The 18,288-nt window shown below is 58.2% G+C and carries 18 protein-coding genes; 7 read left to right on the forward strand and 11 right to left on the reverse strand.

Annotation, left to right across the window (positions count from 1 at the left end):
- Window positions 1-141: 141 nt before the first annotated feature.
- The 3 genes from FO268_RS18575 to FO268_RS23355 form a co-directional block, all read right to left on the reverse strand.
- Window positions 142-369 carry a hypothetical protein gene (locus FO268_RS18575; protein WP_150994715.1) on the reverse strand — a complete coding sequence of 76 codons (228 nt, stop codon included), beginning with the start codon at window positions 367-369 and terminating at the stop codon, window positions 142-144.
- 115 nt (window positions 370-484) lie between these two features.
- The gene (locus FO268_RS18580; protein ID WP_150994716.1) at window positions 485-856 is read right to left on the reverse strand and encodes a hypothetical protein; all 372 of its coding nucleotides are present in this window, start codon (window positions 854-856) and stop codon (window positions 485-487) included.
- Between the two features lie 411 nt (window positions 857-1,267).
- On the reverse strand, window positions 1,268-1,684 hold the full coding sequence (locus FO268_RS23355; RefSeq protein WP_150994717.1) for a GNAT family N-acetyltransferase: 417 nt from the start codon (window positions 1,682-1,684) through the stop codon (window positions 1,268-1,270).
- 690 nt (window positions 1,685-2,374) lie between these two features.
- Between FO268_RS23355 and FO268_RS18590 the strand changes: the two genes are divergently transcribed.
- Together FO268_RS18590 and cobS are read left to right on the forward strand one after the other, a co-directional pair.
- Window positions 2,375-3,436: an integron integrase gene (locus FO268_RS18590; RefSeq protein WP_150994718.1), complete on the forward strand. Its 1,062-nt coding sequence runs from the start codon at window positions 2,375-2,377 to the stop codon at window positions 3,434-3,436.
- 21 nt (window positions 3,437-3,457) lie between these two features.
- Window positions 3,458-4,222, forward strand: coding sequence for an adenosylcobinamide-GDP ribazoletransferase (cobS, locus tag FO268_RS18595; RefSeq protein WP_150994719.1), 765 nt, complete (start codon window positions 3,458-3,460; stop codon window positions 4,220-4,222).
- Here the strand turns inward: cobS and FO268_RS23295 are convergent.
- Window positions 4,219-5,169 carry a diguanylate cyclase domain-containing protein gene (locus tag FO268_RS23295; RefSeq protein ID WP_150994720.1) on the reverse strand — a complete coding sequence of 317 codons (951 nt, stop codon included), beginning with the start codon at window positions 5,167-5,169 and terminating at the stop codon, window positions 4,219-4,221. The genes cobS and FO268_RS23295 overlap by 4 nt on opposite strands.
- A 55-nt stretch (window positions 5,170-5,224) precedes the next feature.
- Entirely contained in the window at window positions 5,225-6,175 is a 951-nt protein-coding gene (gene cbiB, locus FO268_RS18605; protein ID WP_404802934.1) for an adenosylcobinamide-phosphate synthase CbiB, read from the reverse strand.
- 146 nt (window positions 6,176-6,321) lie between these two features.
- Between cbiB and cobT the strand changes: the two genes are divergently transcribed.
- Both cobT and FO268_RS18615 read left to right on the forward strand, forming a co-directional pair.
- Window positions 6,322-7,398, forward strand: a complete 1,077-nt coding sequence (gene cobT, locus FO268_RS18610) for a nicotinate-nucleotide--dimethylbenzimidazole phosphoribosyltransferase (protein WP_150994722.1) — start codon at window positions 6,322-6,324, stop codon at window positions 7,396-7,398.
- Complete coding sequence (locus FO268_RS18615) at window positions 7,398-8,021, forward strand: histidine phosphatase family protein (protein ID WP_150994723.1); 624 nt, start codon at window positions 7,398-7,400, stop codon at window positions 8,019-8,021. Before cobT ends, FO268_RS18615 begins: the two co-directional genes overlap by 1 nt.
- Here FO268_RS18615 and cobU read toward each other — a convergent pair.
- Entirely contained in the window at window positions 8,010-8,525 is a 516-nt protein-coding gene (gene cobU / locus FO268_RS18620; RefSeq protein WP_150994886.1) for a bifunctional adenosylcobinamide kinase/adenosylcobinamide-phosphate guanylyltransferase, read from the reverse strand. The genes FO268_RS18615 and cobU overlap by 12 nt on opposite strands.
- Window positions 8,526-8,654: 129 nt before the next feature.
- On the opposite strand from cobU, the gene FO268_RS18625 reads away from it, so the two are divergent.
- Both FO268_RS18625 and FO268_RS18630 read left to right on the forward strand, forming a co-directional pair.
- Window positions 8,655-10,529 carry a putative nucleotidyltransferase substrate binding domain-containing protein gene (locus FO268_RS18625; protein WP_150994724.1) on the forward strand — a complete coding sequence of 625 codons (1,875 nt, stop codon included), beginning with the start codon at window positions 8,655-8,657 and terminating at the stop codon, window positions 10,527-10,529.
- Window positions 10,522-11,259 carry a 3'-5' exonuclease gene (locus FO268_RS18630; RefSeq protein WP_150994725.1) on the forward strand — a complete coding sequence of 246 codons (738 nt, stop codon included), beginning with the start codon at window positions 10,522-10,524 and terminating at the stop codon, window positions 11,257-11,259. Before FO268_RS18625 ends, FO268_RS18630 begins: the two co-directional genes overlap by 8 nt.
- Window positions 11,260-11,268: 9 nt before the next feature.
- Here the strand turns inward: FO268_RS18630 and msrB are convergent, their stop codons facing one another.
- The 3 genes from msrB to FO268_RS18645 all read right to left on the reverse strand — a co-directional run bounded on the left by msrB (window position 11,269) and on the right by FO268_RS18645 (window position 14,785).
- A complete protein-coding gene (msrB, locus tag FO268_RS18635) occupies window positions 11,269-12,477 on the reverse strand; it encodes a peptide-methionine (R)-S-oxide reductase MsrB (protein WP_150994726.1) in 1,209 nt (402 codons plus the stop codon).
- A gap of 127 nt (window positions 12,478-12,604) precedes the next feature.
- Window positions 12,605-14,077: a sensor histidine kinase gene (locus tag FO268_RS18640; protein WP_150994727.1), complete on the reverse strand. Its 1,473-nt coding sequence runs from the start codon at window positions 14,075-14,077 to the stop codon at window positions 12,605-12,607.
- A 3-nt stretch (window positions 14,078-14,080) separates the two neighbouring features.
- Window positions 14,081-14,785 (reverse strand): response regulator transcription factor, encoded by a 705-nt coding sequence (locus FO268_RS18645; RefSeq protein WP_150994728.1) that lies wholly within the window; start codon window positions 14,783-14,785, stop codon window positions 14,081-14,083.
- A 242-nt stretch (window positions 14,786-15,027) separates the two neighbouring features.
- On the opposite strand from FO268_RS18645, the gene FO268_RS18650 reads away from it, so the two are divergent.
- Entirely contained in the window at window positions 15,028-15,606 is a 579-nt protein-coding gene (locus FO268_RS18650; protein ID WP_150994729.1) for a QsdR family transcriptional regulator, read from the forward strand.
- Window positions 15,607-15,744: 138 nt separating this feature from the next.
- Here FO268_RS18650 and FO268_RS18655 read toward each other — a convergent pair whose 3' ends face one another.
- Together FO268_RS18655 and FO268_RS18660 are read right to left on the reverse strand one after the other, a co-directional pair.
- The gene (locus tag FO268_RS18655) at window positions 15,745-17,160 is read right to left on the reverse strand and encodes an aldehyde dehydrogenase family protein (protein ID WP_150994730.1); all 1,416 of its coding nucleotides are present in this window, start codon (window positions 17,158-17,160) and stop codon (window positions 15,745-15,747) included.
- A 15-nt stretch (window positions 17,161-17,175) separates the two neighbouring features.
- A complete protein-coding gene (locus tag FO268_RS18660; RefSeq protein WP_150994731.1) occupies window positions 17,176-18,282 on the reverse strand; it encodes a zinc-binding dehydrogenase in 1,107 nt (368 codons plus the stop codon).
- Between the last annotated feature and the right edge of the window lie 6 nt (window positions 18,283-18,288).

Below are 18,288 nucleotides of genomic sequence, written 5' to 3' on the forward strand. Positions count from 1 at the left end.
GTGAGTGCCTGACAGCCCCACGAGACTAGCGAAGCAGGCGTTCTCGCTCATGGGTTTAAGTTGGCCGCTGGCGCGGCCAAAAAAATGACTATTGCCTATTGATCCCGAGAAGGCTCATATGGGTTATGTGCACACTCAGAGTCAATGCCATTTCACCACCCAGCCTGACTCCCTGAAATATTCTTGCAGCGCTCCTTCGTCTTCTACCCAATCATCAAAGGCTTCAGCATGTGGGTCTGTAAAGTCGCGAGAAGTAAGAACCAAGTAGCCACCAGTATTTACAGAGTCATCCTCAACCCTTATCTGCCAGCCAATATTCTCTCCGGCGAGGACTACGCCGATTTTTCCCACTCGGATATCAGGGACCATAACTCACATAACGCCGTTGTTCAGCGGCAGCCTTGGCAGAGCGAAGCGGTGACAAGGCTGTCCGGTGGAGGGCCGCCAGGGCCGGAACGAACTGGAACACTTGGTTAGGCATTTTTCAGTTCCTCGCACCGCACGGAACTGCTGGTAATTTGTCTGCCAGAGCTCGCTGCCATGCCGTTGCAACTTCCTGGGAACTGAATGTCCCCTTTAAGTTTCCACCAGAAATTGGCGCCCACATTGTCGCCTTCAAAAACTCGCGACCACCGACAACAATGCGGCTCATTCTACCGCTGTTTTCTGCCGTGAACGTCTCAAATCTCGAGGCACCAATTTCTGTCAACTTGACGAAAACAGGCCAGCCAAAATCTGTCTGTTCCCCTAATGCTGATTTCTCCACATAGGGCGAACACAGGTGAAACTCCAGCTCAGTCTCTGCTAATGCAATGGTAGGAGTAGACAGCAAAAGAGCAGCGATCCATTTCATCATGACGTTTGCCTAACGCCGATGATAAGCGGCGCCCGACTAGGGCGTCCGGTGGAGGCTGCCATAGAGCCTTGCCCCGTAAACGATGTGCACGTAGAAGAGAAGCGGCACAAAAATGAGAAATGCCAAACCAACTATCCCCTGGTGCTCAAGGGAGTCTCGATAGGTCGGTTTGATGACTCCAAGGGAAGCCACGTAGAAAACAAGTCTCGACACTGTGATGAAGGGCCAAGCCACAATCAGAAAAAGTATCCACAACACTGAAGCTACAACGAAAGCTTGAGCAAGCGACTCCATCGTGCTGACGAACCCCGAACCAGTGTCTTGCATAGGCTCCCCCGAATTTAACGCGGAGCACAGCGGCGCCCTGTCAAGGGCGTCCGGCGGCCGCAGGCCGCGTACTGGTGCGAATTGTTAATTGCCAATGGTTACTCCCGGCTCCAAGACCCAGCAACGGTCATTGTGCGTGTACCCAATTGGACCATAGTACGAATTGGCTGCGGGTGCTGAGATGAGTATCAGCTTGCACCGGGGGCCGAGTTGTTCCTGAGTGATGGACTGCATCCGTTTACCGAGGCCGGACTTTTGGTAATTCTTATGAACAGCCAAATCCGATAGATAACACGCATAGTGAAAGTCAGTGACGCTACGGGCGATGCCGACAAGCGCAGACCCGTCCCAAGCGCTTACGATTAGGTTGGAGTTGGCAACCATCCCTTCCATGCAAGCACGATCCTGAATCGGCCGACGTTCTCCAAGAGTGGAACTTTCCAGTAAGCCAATAAATTGGTCTGTACTGACAGGTTCGTTTACTTTGAAGTCGATACCCATACCACTCCTTGGCAAATTAACGCTGAGCTCAGCGGCGGCCTTGGAATGAAGGCGAAGCCGCAATGGAAAGGCCGTCCGGCGGCCATCGGCCGCGTACTGCAGCGACTGGTTAAATGCCGGTTACCCGGTTATTTATTTTGGCACCCAATGCAGAATGCCGACTCCCGATACCTTGTACCAACTTGACCTATGGCGCCAGGAACCAGAGCACCGAATGAGAGAACTGCCCCAGCGAATGCGCCGGATGGCCCCGCGACCTGAACACTAAATTAGCCGCCAAAACCGTTGCCAGACTGAGGGCTGCTTTTTGTCCGCCTGCCACCACTGAAACCGCGCCCCAACACCAAGCCAAAGAACACCGGAGTAAGGCCTTTAACATTTGTATATGAGTCACCACGACCACTTTCCCAGTGTCTCATATCTAAATTTGAACGTTCACCAAAACTAGGCAAAAAATCCCGGCAGGTCAATAAGTTCCGATTATTGCTCCGAACTTCTCTCCAAGTAAAAACGGTCTCGACGACAACTATCCCATTTTTGCAGAATTTTCCAACCAAATGATTTATCGTCAAAAATAGTAACCTGTCCACCTCCTACCCAGATCATGGTCGCTACGACCATTTTTCCAGTTGCCGAAGGGCAACTCACCAAATAAACTGTATGCATATACAGCATCAAGGTTTTGTACTCATGGACGATATACCAAGCCCACTTCCCTCCAACCCTACCCGTTTTATGGATCGTTTCCGTGCATTTATTCGCACCAGGCACCTGGCATACCGCACGGAGAAAACCTACTGCCTGTGGGTACGGGAATTTATCCGCTTTCATAATAAACGCCATCCGGAATCCATGGGGTCGGTGGAAGTGAATCAGTGGCTGAGTCATCTGGCGAACAATCGTAATGTTGCAGTGAACACGCAGAAAACTGCATTGAATGCGGTGGTGTTTATGTACCACCAGTTTCTGGGCAAGGAGTTAGGCGAGCTGCAATTCGCCCAGACATCCCGGGGTCGCAAACTGCCCACCGTTTTCACCCATGACGAAGCAATGTCGGTATTGGGCCACATGCGCGGTACGCATCGGTTGGTTGCCAGTCTTATGTATGGCTCCGGTTTACGAGTGATGGAGGCCGCCCGGCTTCGTGTTCAGGATGTGGAATTTTCCGAGCCCTGTCTGTTTGTGCGGGAAACCAAAGGCGATAAGTGGCGGCGTACGATTCTTCCTTCTTCGGTCTGCGACGCACTGAAAACCCAGATTGAGTTTGCGCTGGCTCTCCACCAGCAGGATCTGCAGGATGGCTTCGGAGAAGTCTATTTACCCAATGCGCTGTCAAAGAAGTTCCCTGGCGCCGCCCGCAGCCCCGGGTGGCAGTATGTATTTCCCGCCCAGCGCCTGGCCATCGATCCCCGTTCGGGTGTTCGTCGCCGGCATCATATTGGTGAACAGCAGGTCAGGCGCTCGGTTCAGGCTGCAATCAGTGAAGCGGGCATTCACAAGAAGGCCAGTTGCCACACCTTTCGTCACAGTTTTGCCACCAACTTGCTACGGCGTGGGACGGATATTCGCAGTATTCAGGAGTTAATGGGCCACAACGACATAAGCACCACGCAGATATACACCCATGTCATTGGCACCCATGAGCGCGGCATCAGGAGTCCACTGGACGACCATCCACCTGGCTCCCGCCTCTGGCGGCCACGAACACCTATAATGCTAGACTGGCCGGGCAACCAACGTGATCCTCAATAACAGGGCAAGCCATTGGACAATATGAAACCTATCATCCGCAGAGAGTGGCAGGCTCTCTGGCTGGCCATCGGGTTCCTCACCCGCATTCCCATGCTGGTACGGATAGACTACTCGCCGCGGCTGATGAACCAGTGCAGTGTTTATTTTCCGCTTGTGGGGCTGATACTCGGGACCATCTATGCGGCGTTGTATGTCACGCTCACGAATTTCTGGAGCCCTCTGGTGTGCCTTGTACTGGTCACCGGGTTCCATCTCTGGATTACCGGGGCGTTTCACGAAGATGGACTGGCAGACAGTCTGGATGCGCTGGGGGGTGGGTATTCCGTGGAAGCCAGGCTGCGGATCATGAAGGACAGCCGTATCGGCACCTACGGCACGGTGGCACTGTTGGTGGCGCTGGGGCTGAAGGTCGCTTTGCTGGCAGAAGCGCAACCGGTGTGGCTCGCGCTACTTCTGGCCCCCATGGTGGCCCGCCTTGCGCCACTGCTGATCATGGGCCACCTGCCCTATGTGACGGACCCGGATAAAAGCAAGAGCAAGCCGGTGGCAGATGATTTCTCGAATGCCCGGCTGGCCATCGCGGCAGTTTTCACCCTCGTGGCAACGCTGTTACTGACAGGTTTTCAGGGCGGGATCCTGCTGTGGAGTATAGTAGCTACACTGGGCACGGCTCTGGTGTGGGGGCTATATCTGCGCCAGCAACTGGGTGGCTACACCGGCGACACGCTGGGGGCCAGCGTGGTATTTGCCGAACTGATACTGTTGCTGGGCCTGGCTGGCAGCTAGTGCATGGGCTCAAAGAACTGGTAACTGTTTTTGCCGTTACCCTTGGTGGTGTACATGGCGGTGTCTGCGTTATGCATCAGGGTTTCGGCATCCGCTCCGTTTTCAGGGTACACGCTGATACCAATGCTCAGATTAACCTGGAGTTCGTAACCATCGATCATGCGTGGCAATGCAAATTGTGCCAGTAATTTGTCGGCGACACGGATGGCATCCTGTCGCTCTTCGATTTCGGTCAACAGGATAACGAACTCATCACCCCCATGGCGGCTTACGGTGTCGGTGCCACGCACACAAGCCTCAACCTCCGCGGCCACTTCCTGCAACAAATGATCGCCCACGCCATGGCCATAGGAATCGTTGATCTGTTTGAAATAATCCAGGTCCAGGAATAGCAGGGCAAGCTGTTTGCCATGACGTTTGGCCATACCGATGGCCTGGGTCAGCCGTTCCATCAGCAGCATCCGGTTGGGCAGACCGGTCAGGAAATCGTGCTGGGCCAGGTGGTGCATCTTTTCCAGCGCGGCACCGGATTGTCTGGCGTCGTGGAAGACAATCACCGCGCCGGCTATCTCCCCCAGACTGTTCCGGATGGGGGCTGCTGAATCCTCAATCGCCATATCGGAACCGTCACGCCGAACGAGTACGCTACCCAGAGCAAGTTCAACTGTTCGCCCTTCCCTGATAGCCCGCTGTGCCGGGCTCTTTGCACGCTCCCGGGTAATACCGTCGAATATGAAAAAGATCTGCTCCACCGGCCGCCCTAGCGCCTCTTCACGGCACCAGCCCGTCAGCTTTTCAGCCACCCTGTTGAGATAGATCAGGCGTCCCTTCGGATCAACCACCAATACGGCATCACCAATGGCATCAAGGGTAATCTTCGCCATGTCTTCGAATGAAAAGTCAGCGAAAACAGTGGCGCTGTTAGCGGGGGGCAACGTCTCGGGCATGTGTGGCTGTACGCCTCCTATGGATTCTGCGCTCTATCAGAATAGGCCAGCCGTCTCAGGCGGTCTGTACGGCAGCGCACACGAAGATACCCACAGCGGCCACCAGCCCCATTGCGCCCAGCCAGAGCCATACTCCTCGACGCACCAGGCCAATGGCTTCATCGACAGTCTCGGCACAGGCTGCCGGGCCGGACCCAAGCACCGGCCGCCGCCGGATACCGGAGGCATAGGGTGCCGGGCCACCCAACGACACTCCCAGGGCGCCGGCGCCAGCCGCCATCACGGGCCCGGCATTGGGGCTGTCCCAATGCGGCGCCTGAGTTCGCCAGCAACGCCAGGCCAGGCGTGTATTTCCCAGTAAGGCATAGGTAAGCGCCGTCAGCCGGGCCGGCAGCCAGTTCATGATGTCGTCCAGCCTTGCGGCAACCCGCCCGAAATACAGGTAGCGTTCGTTGCGATAGCCCCACATGGCATCAAGGGTATTCACCATCCGGTGCAGCAACACCCCGGGGACACCCGCCACAAGAAACCAGAACAGACTGGCAAACACAGCGTCAGCACCGTTCTCCAGCATTGATTCCGTTGCCGCCGTTGCCACGCCATGTTCATCCAGCTCTCCTGCCCTGCGGCTGACAATCTGGCCCACCTGCTCTCGCGCGCCTGCCAGGTCACCCCGGTGCAACGCATCCGAGACCGCACGCCCATGTTCTGTCAGCCCGCGAATTGACAGGGTGAGGTACAGCACAATGATCTCAAGCAGAAGAAAAACCCAGCCAGCCAACACCGATCGCAGCAGTTCTGCAGCCACCAGTACGGGTAGAACCAGGACCAAAAGCCCCAGCAGTCCGGATGCTATGGATCGCCCGCTGTGCGCCGGCGAGCGATTCAACCGCTTCTCCACGACGGCCGCCATACGCCCGAACCCCACAAGCGGGTGCCAACGACGCGGCTCGCCCAGCCAGCGGTCCATTAATACGGCAGCGAGACATACGAACACGGAGCAAATGAAAACGTTCAAATCAGAAGTATCTCTTGGACCAGGCGGAATCAGAGTGGCGAAAAGGTCTGGCAGTCTAACCGAGTGGTCGTCATTCTTGACACTGTTTCGGACCGGGTAGACCATTCCATGTTTTCACCGGCCAGGAATCCACCATGCCATCTTTGCCCCCAAGCTGGAACCAATCACTTCCCACACCCGATTCACAAGCTGCCTCGCGGGCCACAGAACGCCAGCAGGTACTGACCAAGCCACCGGGTTCCTTGGGTCAGCTGGAACAAATCGCCATTCGACTGGCCGGCTTGCAAGGGACGGAACATCCGACAATAGATCCGGTGCGGATTACCGTCTTCGCAGGTGACCACGGCGTATGTGAAGAGGGCATATCCGCGTTTCCACAGGAAGTCACGGCGCAGATGATCGCCAATTTCGCCAGCGGCGGCGCGGCCATCAGTGTGATGGCCAGATATCTGGAGGCGTCACTGGAAGTGGTCAACCTGGGCACGGTCGGCGAGGTGCCGGTTCTCCCGGGTGTGCGGAATGAACCGATTGCACCGGCTACCGCCAACCTGGCAGTGACGGAGGCAATGACGGAAGCCCAGGCCTGTGCCGCACTGACCAGTGGCGATGCGGCGGCGGAGCGGGCGGCGACCTCGGGATGTCGGCTGTTCATCGGCGGCGACATGGGTATCGGCAACACCACCAGCGCCGCTGCCCTGGCCTGCGCCCTGCTCAACCTCCCCCCGGAACAGCTGGTTGGCCCCGGCACCGGCCTCGACGCCGCCGGTGTTTCCCATAAAAGCGCGGTGGTGAGCCGCGCGCTGAAACGTCACGGCAGTAACACCGACCCTTTTGCAACGCTGACCTCCCTTGGCGGGTTTGAGATTGCTGCGCTGACCGGGGCAATACTGGGCTGCGCTTCCCGCGGCATTCCTGTGCTGGTGGACGGGTTTATTGTTTCGGTCGCCGCCCTGGTGGCCGTTCGCCAGCAGCCGGAAGTCTGGCACTGGCTTGTATTCGCCCATCAGTCCGCTGAACCGGGGCACCAGTCCGTACTGCAGGCGCTCGACGCCAGACCCTTGCTGGACCTAGGTATGCGGCTGGGTGAAGGCAGCGGCGCCGCGGTAGCGGTCCCCCTGCTTCGGGCGGCCTGCGAACTCCACAACCGGATGGCCAGCTTCGCGGATGCGGGTGTGACCGACAGGGATGAGGCCGAGCGCCGGGAACCATAATGGTGGACCACAACATCACTACCGTCTTCGATCTGCTACGCCACGGAGAACCCACGGGCGGGCCCATGTTCCGGGGCAGCCTGGACGACCCGCTGAGCGATACCGGCTGGCAGCAGCTCAATGCTGCGATAATAGAAGGTGACCACTGGGACCTTATCGTCACCTCGCCACTTATGCGCTGCCAGGCCTTTGCCCGGCAACTGGCCGAGCAGCGGCAATTGCCGGTCCATGAAGAACCACAGTTACGGGAAATTGGTTTTGGCGACTGGGAAGGCAGAACCTCTGCTGACATCATGGCTCACACTCCGGACGCACTTAACCGTTTCTGGAATGACCCGTTGAACAATCCGCCCCCCGGAGGCGAGGCCATCACCGAATTCAGCCGACGGGTCACCGCGGCCTGGCAACACTGGCAAAGGGAAGCCGCTGGCAAACGGGTACTGGTGGTGTGTCACGGAGGAGTGATACGCATGATTCTGGCAGAGGTGATGGGCATCCCCCTGGAACGCTCCTTCTCCGCCATCGCTGTGCCTTACGCCTGCCGCAGCCGCATCCGGATAGACGAATCCGGGCACGGGGTGCTCAGCTGCCTGCAGAGTCACGGCAGTCACTCAGCCTTTTAACGTCTGCGGCAGCCCGGCCACGCTCATCAGCACCCGGTCGCAGCTTGCGGCAAGGTCCTGGTTGAGCCAGCCCAGTTCGTCACAGAAGCGGCGGGTGAGCGGGTCCATCCCGATGGTGCCCAGGCCCACTTCATTGCTGACAACCACCACCTGGCCAGGATAATCCCTCAAAGCCTGCAGGAAGGCAGCCCGTTCGCGGGTGAATGCGTCATCACCGGCAAACAGCAGGTTGCTGACCCACAGGCTCATGCAGTCGATCAGCATTAAGGGCGGTTGCGGCCTGCTGCAATGCTCATCCAGCACAGCAGCGAGTTTTACCGGTGCTTCCACCAGGCCCCATTCCGATGGCCGGCTTCGCTGGTGGCGCGCCACCCGCAGGGCCATTTCGTCATCGCCAACCGTTGCGGTGGCCAGGTACACCACCGGCTCCCCTGAATCGCGGGCGACCCGTTCAGCCAGTGCGGTTTTACCGGAGCGGATACCCCCCAGAACAAGCGTACAAATACCAGCCACAAACAATCCTTCTTCCCGTACAGCTAACGTCTTACCTCTCATCATGGCCGTAAAACAGCGCCACTGCTATATTGCGTGTTGAATTCTCCCCGCCGGAGCGGCGCGAAAAGGAAGCGAGTAATGCAGGCAGAGCTCATCGAAATACGCAACCATCTGGCCCAGCACGCGCCGTTTGATGATATGCCCGAGGAGACTCTCGACAAAATCGTCTCAGGAATCGAGATTGCGTATTTCCGCGCAGGTTCCGACATCCTCAAGTTCGGCGAGCGCAACGGCTACCTGCATTACATACGCAGTGGCGCTGTCGAGATGTACCGCCGCACCGGCGAACTCTACAACCGCCTGGGTGAAGGCGAGATTTTCGGCCAGTATGGCCTGCTGATGAGCAAAACGGTGCGCTTCCCGGTGAAGGCTATTGAAGACTCCCTGATCTACCTGATCCCGGACGAGATTTTCCAATATTTGTGGAAAACCGACGACAACTTCACCGATTTCGTGGAAGTTGAAGACCGCTCCCGCCTGCGCTCTGCGCTGTCCCGTCGACGTAGATCCAGTCAGCCCATGACCGCCCGGGTAACCCGACTGATTTCCCGGGAGCCGGTGACTGCCCCGATCAGCGTTCGCTTGCAGGAAGCGGCCCGAATCATGACCGAGGAGGGGGTTTCAGCGTTGCTTCTCATGGACGAGAGCGGTGACGGGTCCAAGCTTTCCGGCATCATAACGGACCGCGACCTCCGTACCCGTGCACTCAGTGAGGCCCTGCCGTCGGAAACACCGATCAGTGACATCATGACCGACAGCCTGATCACCACCAACTCCAATGCCTTCATTTTCGAAGCCATGCTGACCATGCTCCACAACAATGTGCACCATCTGCCGGTGATGGAGGGCGACACCATCCGCGGAGTCATCGCGCTGTCCGATATCGTCAAGCACGAGTCCCAGAGCAGCCTCTACCTGGTCAGTAACATCTATCAGCAACAGGATGTAGAAGGCCTGAAACGCCTTAGTAAAGAAGTGCCCAGCACCTTTGTCCGTATGGTCCATGAAGATGCCAACTCCCATATGATCGGCAGTGCCATGGCCGGTATTGGCCGCAGTTTCAGTCAGCGACTGTTGGAGCTGGGCGAGGAGAAACTGGGACCGCCACCGGTGCCCTACTGCTTCATGGCTCTGGGGTCCATGGCCCGGGACGAACAACTGGTGGTGACCGACCAGGATAACGCCATGGTTCTGGACGACAGCTTCGACCCCACGCAACACGATGAATACTTTCTGGCCCTGGCGAAGTTTGTCAGTGACGGCCTGGCGGAATGTGGTTACAGCTACTGCACCGGGGATATCATGGCCACCAATCAGAAATGGCGCCAGCCCCTGCGGGTGTGGAAAGAGTATTTTGCGGACTGGACCGAGAATCCCAAGGCCGAAGCATTGCTCAACAGCAATATTTTCTTCGATCTGGACGGCATCCACGGCCAGATCGAGTTCACTGAAGAGCTCAAAACCTTCATCGCCCAGAAGGCCAGCAACAGCCAGCGGTTTCTGGCGATGCTTGCGCGTAATGCCCTTAACCGCACGCCACCACTGGGTTTTTTCCGTACCTTTGTAATGGAGGAGAGTGGCAAGCAGGCCAAGACGTTCAATCTGAAGCGTCGGGGTACGGCGCCTGTCTCCGACCTGATCCGGGTGCATTCCCTGGCTTGTGGCTCCAAGGCGCAGAATACCTTCAACCGACTCAAGGCCATCGCGGGAACCAAGCTGATTCCCGAAGACGGGGTGGACAACCTGCGGGACGCCTTCGAATTCATCGCTATTGTGCGGATTCGCCACCAGGCCCTCGCCATCGAAGCCGGGCGCGAGCCGGACAACAACGTTCGGCCGGAGGATTTGTCACCCTTCGAGCGCAGTCACCTCAAAGACGCCTTCCAGGTGGTCAGTCAGGCCCAGAAGTTCCTCAAATTCCGATATAACGCCCAGGTGGCCCGGAATGTCTGAGGAACACGACTCAAAGGCTACCGACACTCCTGTTGAGGAACTGCCATGGCCTGAGCGATTTCGTGAGCTTGCCAGACAGGCCACGGATAAGCGGCTGAAGGCGTTCTACGAAGCGGGTTGTGTTGCTCCGGACACACCCCTGAAAGAGGTCCCATTCGTGGGTCTGGACTTTGAAACCACCGGGCTGGATCCCAACAAGCATTCGATTGTCAGCATCGGTGTGGTGCCATTCACCATTGACCGGGTGCACCTTGGGGGCTCCCGCCACTGGCTGGTGAAACCGCAACTGCCGCTGCACCAGACATCCATTACGATACACGGCATCACCCATACCGATATCAACAAGGCTCCGGACCTGTCCGAGGTACTTGATGAGGTTCTTGAAAGCCTGGCCGGACGCATTCCGGTGGTCCACTACCGCAGTATTGAGAGGCCGTTTCTGAATGTCGCCCTGAAGTGGCGGATTGGGCAGGAAATACGTTTTCCGGTGGTTGATACCATGGCCATCGAGTCCTATCTGCATCCACGCAGGCAACCCAACTGGTGGCAGAGACTAAAGGGGCAACAGCCCATCTCCATTCGCCTGCCGGATAGCCGGCTCAGGTATGGCCTGCCGCACTACCCTCCCCACAATGCCCTGGTAGACGCCCTGGCCAGCGCAGAATTACTGATGGCCCAGGTTCAGCATCACTTTTCGCCAGAGACCCCCATCGGGGATCTCTGGTTGTAACCGGAAGCTTTACTGGTTCGAGGCGGTACGGCTGTTTTCTTCCACTTCACTGATCAATGCGCCGTAGCCCCGGGCTTTCATTTCCTCCAGCGGAATGAACTCCAGCGCCGCGGAATTCATGCAGTAGCGCAGGCCGGTCGGGGCCGGACCGTCGTTGAACACATGCCCGAGGTGAGAGTCCGCGTATTTGCTGCGGATCTCGGTTCGTTTCATGAAGAAAGAGTTGTCTTCTTTCTCGACCACCATGTCCGGGCTGATCGGTTTGGTGAAGCTGGGCCAGCCGGTATTGGATTTATACTTGTCTCTGGATGAGAACAGCGGCTCACCGGAGACAACATCCACATAAAGGCCTGGCCGTTTCTCATCGTAGTACTCGTTCTTGAAGGCGGGCTCTGTGCCGTCTTCCTGGGTAACGTAGTACTGCTCCTCTGTCAGCCTTGCCTTCAGCGTTTTGTCATCCGGTTTTTCAAACGTCTCCGGATTGAAGCCCTCAACCTGGTTCTGGCTCATGCCGGATTCGCTGCCATCGGCCTCGCCGGATTGATTACGTCCTTCCGGACGATACTGGGCATAATCCACTTTTTCATCCTCGCCCCAGACCTTTTCGATAAACTGGTAGCGCCCGGAGTTGAAGGTGTAGATCTTATACCGCACCGGATTCTTGCTGTAGTAATCCTGGTGGTATTCCTCGGCGTCGTAAAACGCTTCGAAGGGGACGATTTCAATCTTCACCGGATGGTCATAGCGGCCCGACTCTTCCAGTGCCTTCACCGAAGCTTCGGCCGCGCGTTTCTGCTCTTCGTTGTGATAGAAGATGGCCGGCCGATACTGTTTGCCCCGGTCAACGTACTGGCCGTTAACATCGGTGGGATTCGCGGTACGCCACAGGGCCTGTAGCAGCCCTTCGTAGGTGATCACATCAGGATCGTAGTAGACCTGTACCGCCTCGGTATGCCCGGTACGTCCTCCGGCAACCTGTTGATAGGAAGGATCTTCTTCATCACCCCCGCTGTAACCGGAGACCGCCTCTACCACCCCCGGCACTTTTTCTTCATAAGCTTCTTCCACGCACCAGAAACACCCGCCAGCGAAGGTAGCAACCGCCAGATCGGGGTTGTCGGGAGCGTATTTTGAATCGGTCTCCCCGGAGGCACCAACCTGGAACCCGGCCAGTGCGATGGTAACCGCCATCGAGATCAGTAACAGATACCGTTTCATAACCTTAACCTCTTGCCCTTTGGATACTGTGACCAGTTTGCGCTGGATTCGTCACAGCACCTTCTCCAGTTTATTACGTTTGTATAACGCCGGAGAGATCATTATGGATGCGATCGGTACAGGTTAATCACCTGACCGGAAGCCTTATACAGAAGCATGCGCCCCCGGCGGCTCCGTTCTCAACACGGATATCGCCGCCCTGCATTGTCATGATCCGGCGGGCAATGGCTAACCCGAGACCGGCGTGGCCGCCCGACCCGTCTGAGGATTCGCCACGGTAGAACGGATCAAAAATATGGGGCAGGTCCCGCTCCGGAATTCCCGGGCCGCTATCCCGCACGCAGACTTCCGGCAGCCCAGCCCCTTGCCGGAGAACCACCTCGATGCGTCCCCCGGCGGGGCTATAGGCAATGGCGTTGCCAATCAGGTTATCCAGTACCCGCTCGGTCATGGCCAGGTCGGCATAGGCCAACGGCTGTTCGGGATTGCCGCCCACTGCAAGTTCAAGCTGCCGGTTGCGGGCCTCCGGCCCATGCTTCTGGACCACATCGTGCACCAGTTCCGCCAGCGGAAATGGCTCGGGCACGGGTTGTTTTTCCCGGGCTTCCAGGGCTGCAAGTTCAAACAGCTCGTCTACCAGGCGGCTCAGGCGTCGGCCCTCCTTGAGGGCGATGTCGAGAAACCGGTCCTGCTCCTCCGGGCTGAGCCGATCCCGCCGCAGTTTCAGGCTTTCAATGTAGCCCTGCATAGAAGCGAGGGGGGTGCGCAGGTCATGGGATACCTGGGCCACCAGTTGGCGACGCTGGGCATCCTTTTCTGTCAGTTGTTCAATCTGGGAAGCAATCCGGGCGGCCATGTCATCAAAGGTGGCGCCGAGGTAGTCGATTTCGTCCCGCACCACCGGGCGCCTGTCTCGCCAGGTGGTCGCAGGTTGATGACGCATGTCGCTATGCTCGAAGTTCTCCACCAGTCGGGTTAGCCAAGTCAGCCTGCGGGTCAGCAGCCGAAACACCGCCAGCCCGGCGAGCATCACCACCGCAAGGCTGACCAGCAGGGCCCAGGCACTCAGTTCCAGCAACTGGCCACTGCGGGCCATGGTTTCCGCGGCATCGTACTCCTCGCCCCGCAGTACCACGTACAGATAACCTTCCGGATTGTCTGCTGATGGCACCGGGGTCACGGAAAATACTTTTTGTCGGTCGTGGCTCCGAGGGTCGTCGCCCAGGACAGGGTAACGGTTCATGTCGTCCATCAGCCGCCGGATGGGCTCCAGCGAGACCTGCTTGCGCTTGATTCTTGCCGGATCCGCCGAGTAGGAGAGGATAGTGCCATCAAGGTCAAGCAGGTAGATTTCGATGCTGGGGTTGATCGTCATATACAGTGCGAAGAGCTCTTTCAGCGCGCTGCGATCCAGTTCACCCTCACTCACCAGGTTCCTGTCGGCCACCAGGTTCCTCGCCAGGTCCCGGTGTAACTCCTGGTTCACTGACGCGTTGTACTCCCTCAGGGAGTAAAGGCTGATAAAGGTGTACAGCAGGCCCACCGCCAATAACAGCAGGAACAGCCCCAGGGCCAGCCGGGTGTAGAGGGTCTTCACCATGAATCAGTCCCGGAAACGATAACCTACCCCCCACACGGTCTCGATGAACTCCGGCCGGGCCGGGTCTTTTTCAATCTTGCCGCGCAACCGGTTGATGTGGGTGTTGACTGTGTGTTCGTAGCCTTCGTGATTGTAGCCCCAGACCTTGTCCAGCAGCTGGACGCGGCTGAACACCCGGCCCGGATGGCTGGCAAAGTGCCAGAGCAGGTCGAACTCCCGGGCCGTCAGTTCCACTTCCTGATCCCGCACAAACGCCCGGCGCCGCGACGGGTCGATTCGCAACCCATCGGTCTGCAACTCACCACCACTCTCCTCGGAGGTAGGCGGCGTGGCGGCCATGGCATCCACTCGCCGGAACAGGGCTTTTACCCGTGCCGACAGCTCTGCAACGCTGAAGGGCTTGGTGAGGTAATCGTCGGCACCCATTTCCAGCCCCAGAACCCGGTCCAGTTCGGTGCTTTTTGCCGTCAACATCAGCACCGGCACATAGCCCGCCCCGGAGCGGATCTCGCGGCATACCGAGAGCCCATCCATACCGGGCAACATCAGGTCGAGAATTACCAGGTCAATGTCTCCCTGCCGGAATCGCTCAAGCCCGGTGTCGCCCCGCTCACACACAATGGCATTCATGCCCAGATCGGACACATGCATACGCACCAATTCGCCGATGCCGGGGTTGTCCTCAACAACGAGTACGTTTCGTGTCATAGGTTTCCGGCCCCGGGCAATTCGCAGGAATCACATTCTGTTGGTATCAGTGTAGAGCGGAAAGTTCACAAATGTATCACGCCGGCATTGGAGCTTTTGGCCCACGGGTCATCTCAGCATAACGTGTAATTTCCCAGGACAGATATTCCGGGGTAGGCTGGGGCAGCCCGGAGCTTCTGGTCTTCATAGCGGGTTTGCTGTTTTGTCGTTAGAATAAAATCGAACTCCGATACGAGGTTGCAGTGACAGAAAGAACAACGAGGGCAACACCTGCCGACGCGTTCCGGCGAGCACGCAGCATGTGGCTGAAAGGCGAGCGCATTCACCTGGCCTCGCTGTCGGCCGAGCTGAATATCGGAAGGGCTACGCTGTTCCGCTGGGTTGGCAACAAGGATTTATTGCTGGGGGAAGTGCTCTGGTCACTCTACGAGCCGCTGCGGCTCGAAGCGCTCAGCGCAACGCCGGGGCAAGGCGTGGATTTCGTGGTGGGTGTCTACCGGTACATTAACTCCACCCTCTTGCACTCCGAACCTCTGCGGCGCTTTATCCATGAAGATCCGGAATACGCGCTTAAGATACTGACCTCGTCCCAGTCCACGATTCACAGCCGCGCTGTCGAGGCCAATACCCGCACCCTTCGTGACCAGATAGCCTGCGGGCATATCAATCCGCCCCTGAACGTCGACAGCCTGTCCTATTTCATGGTGCGGCTGGCCGAATCCTGCCTGTACAGCGACATCATCAACGGCCGCCAGCCCCGCGATGAGGAGCTGGAGGACGCCTGCATTGCGGTGCGTATTCTGCTTGGGGGGAAAGCCTGAGGCTTTGGAGCCTGGCCCCGAGGCGGGGGTGCCTTTTCTTCTGGGAAAAATAACTCGCTTCGCTCAGACATCTTTTTCCCGGCAGAAAAGGCACCCCCACCCCGTGGCCGAACCTGACTTCAGTGGTTCCGCCGGCCTTTACAACTGCAGCGACCGTACCTCCAGGAACTCTTCCAGGCCCCATTTACCAAACTCACGCCCTATTCCGGAATGCCCAAACCCGCCAAAGGGTGCCAAGGGATTGAAATCGCCACCATTCACGAATACCTGACCGGTACGCAGTTTGCCGGCAACTTTCCTGGCGTGCGCATCGTCACCCGACCAGACGGCGCCTGACAGACCATAGGCCGTGCCGTTGGCAATTTCGATGGCCTCGGCTTCATCCTCGTAAGGGATCACGCACAAGACCGGGCCGAAGATTTCCTCTTGGGCGATGCGGCTGTCGGGTTTGACGTTGCCGAATACCGTGGCCCTGACGAAGTACCCCTTCTCGCAGCCTTCCGGCGCTTCAGGGCCGCCGGCAACCAGGGTTGCGCCTTCCGTGATGCCGAGTTTGATGTAGTCGACCACTTTGTCACGCTGTTGTGCGGAGGCCAGCGGGCCCAATCGTGTGGTTTCTTCCAGCGGGTTGCCCGGGGTCATTTTCGCCACTGCTGCAGCGGCCAGTTCGCAGGCTTCGTCGTGCTTGTCTGCGGGCACCAGCATGCGGGTCAGAGCTGTGCACGTCTGGCCGGAGTTCAGCAGGCAATTATTAACCGTTCCCTTCACCGCTTTGGCCAGGTCGGCATCCGCCAGGATGACCGATGCGGACTTGCCACCCATTTCCAGGGCAAAACGCTTGAAGTCATCCGCAGCGGCGTGGGCAATCAGGCTGCCCGTACGGGTGGAGCCGGTGAAGGACACCATGTTGACGGCGGGATGTTTGATCAGGGTGTCGCCCACGGTTTGGCCTTCGCCACAGACCAGGTTAAAGACGCCCTTGGGCAGATCTGTCTGGTCCAGGATCTCCGCCAGTATGTAGGCGCTCTGGGGGGCGATTTCGGATGGTTTGAGCACTACTGTGCAACCGGCGGCAATGGCCGGAACCACCTTGAGGATCACCTGGTGCAACGGGTAATTCCAGGGGGTGATGCAACCCACCACTCCGACCGGTGTGTATTGCACCTCGGAATTGCCCACCTGCTCGCTGAACGGGAAGTCCGCCAAAAGCTTCAGATAGCTTTTGGTGATGGTGGCAGGAAGCCCCGCCTGAATCCCGGTGGCCAGTTTGATCGGCATGCCCACTTCCCGGCACACGGTTTCGGCAATTTCCGGTGCCCGCTCTTTCAGGCCGGCGTGGAGTTGTTCCAGCACATGAAGTCGCTTTTCCAGGGTGCTCTCAGACCAGCTCTCGAAAGCTGCATGGGCAGCAGTAATAGCCTGCTCCATTTCCTCACGGCCGGAGGCGGGGACCCTGGCAATCACGTCCCCTGTGGCGGCCTCATGGACATCAATGTTGTCGCCACCCCAGTCCTGCCACTGGCCGTTAATATAGTTCCTGCTGAGATCTTTCATGGTTCTGCTCCTGAATCAGTCGAACACAATCACGCCACGGGCGTTCTTGCCAGCCAACATATCATCGAATGCCTGCGGTGCGTCATCAATGTGGTAGGTGCGGGTAACAAGTTCATCAAGCTTGAGCTTGCCCACCTTGTACAGCCCCAGGATACGGGGAAAGTCGTATTGGGGTCGGGCTGAACCCAGCCAGCTGCCCTTGAGGGTTTTCTCATCCGCGGGCAGGGTCAGGGTGGTGATTGAAGTCTTGTCTTTCGGGTCCGAAACGCCCACAACCACTGCGGTGCCCCCGGGGCCGAGGCACTTATAGGCCTGCTCGACCACCGCGCCGACGCCGACGCATTCGAAGGCGTAATCGACGCCGCCGGTGAGCTTTTTCACCGCCCTGGCGCCGTCATCCACCTCGTTGATATTAACGGTGTGGGTGGCCCCGAACTCCCGGGCCATTTCCAGTTTTTTCTCATTGTTGTCCACGGCAACGATCATTTCAGCGCCGGCGGCGAGACAACCCTGGATGGCATTCAGGCCCACGCCGCCAATCCCGAACACAGCCGTGCGAGAACCGGGCTCGACCTTAGCGGTGTTAAACACGGCCCCAACGCCGGTCATCACAGCGCAGCCTACCAGGGCTGCGTTCTGCATGGGGACGGACTCATCCACTTTGACGCAGTTGTCCACGTGCATAGTGGCGTATTCCGCCATCACGCCGCAGGCGCCAAACACATTGAGGTCCTCGCCACCCGCGCCTTTGGTCCGAACGGTGCCATCAGGCAAAGTGAACATGGCTTTGCGGGCGTTCTCACAGAGTACGGGGCGGCCGCGGACGCATTGCCGGCATTTGCCGCACATGGAGATGAAAGAGCTGACTACGTGGTCGCCTTCCTTGAAGGCAGTGACACCCTCGCCCACTTCAATGACAACGCCGGCGGCTTCGTGGCCCAGAACCAGCGGCGCGGGGTAGGGGATTTTACCGGTGGTGGCGGACTGGTCGCTATGGCAGACACCGCAGGCGCCGATCCTGATGGTGATTTCATCCCTTTTGGGACCTTCCACGGTGATGGTTTCGACCTGAACGGGCTGGCCCCATTCGCGGCAGACGACAGCTTTGGCTTTCCTATCCATTCTTTT

The organism is Marinobacter denitrificans, from assembly GCF_008795955.1.
Taxonomy (GTDB): domain Bacteria; phylum Pseudomonadota; class Gammaproteobacteria; order Pseudomonadales; family Oleiphilaceae; genus Marinobacter; species Marinobacter denitrificans.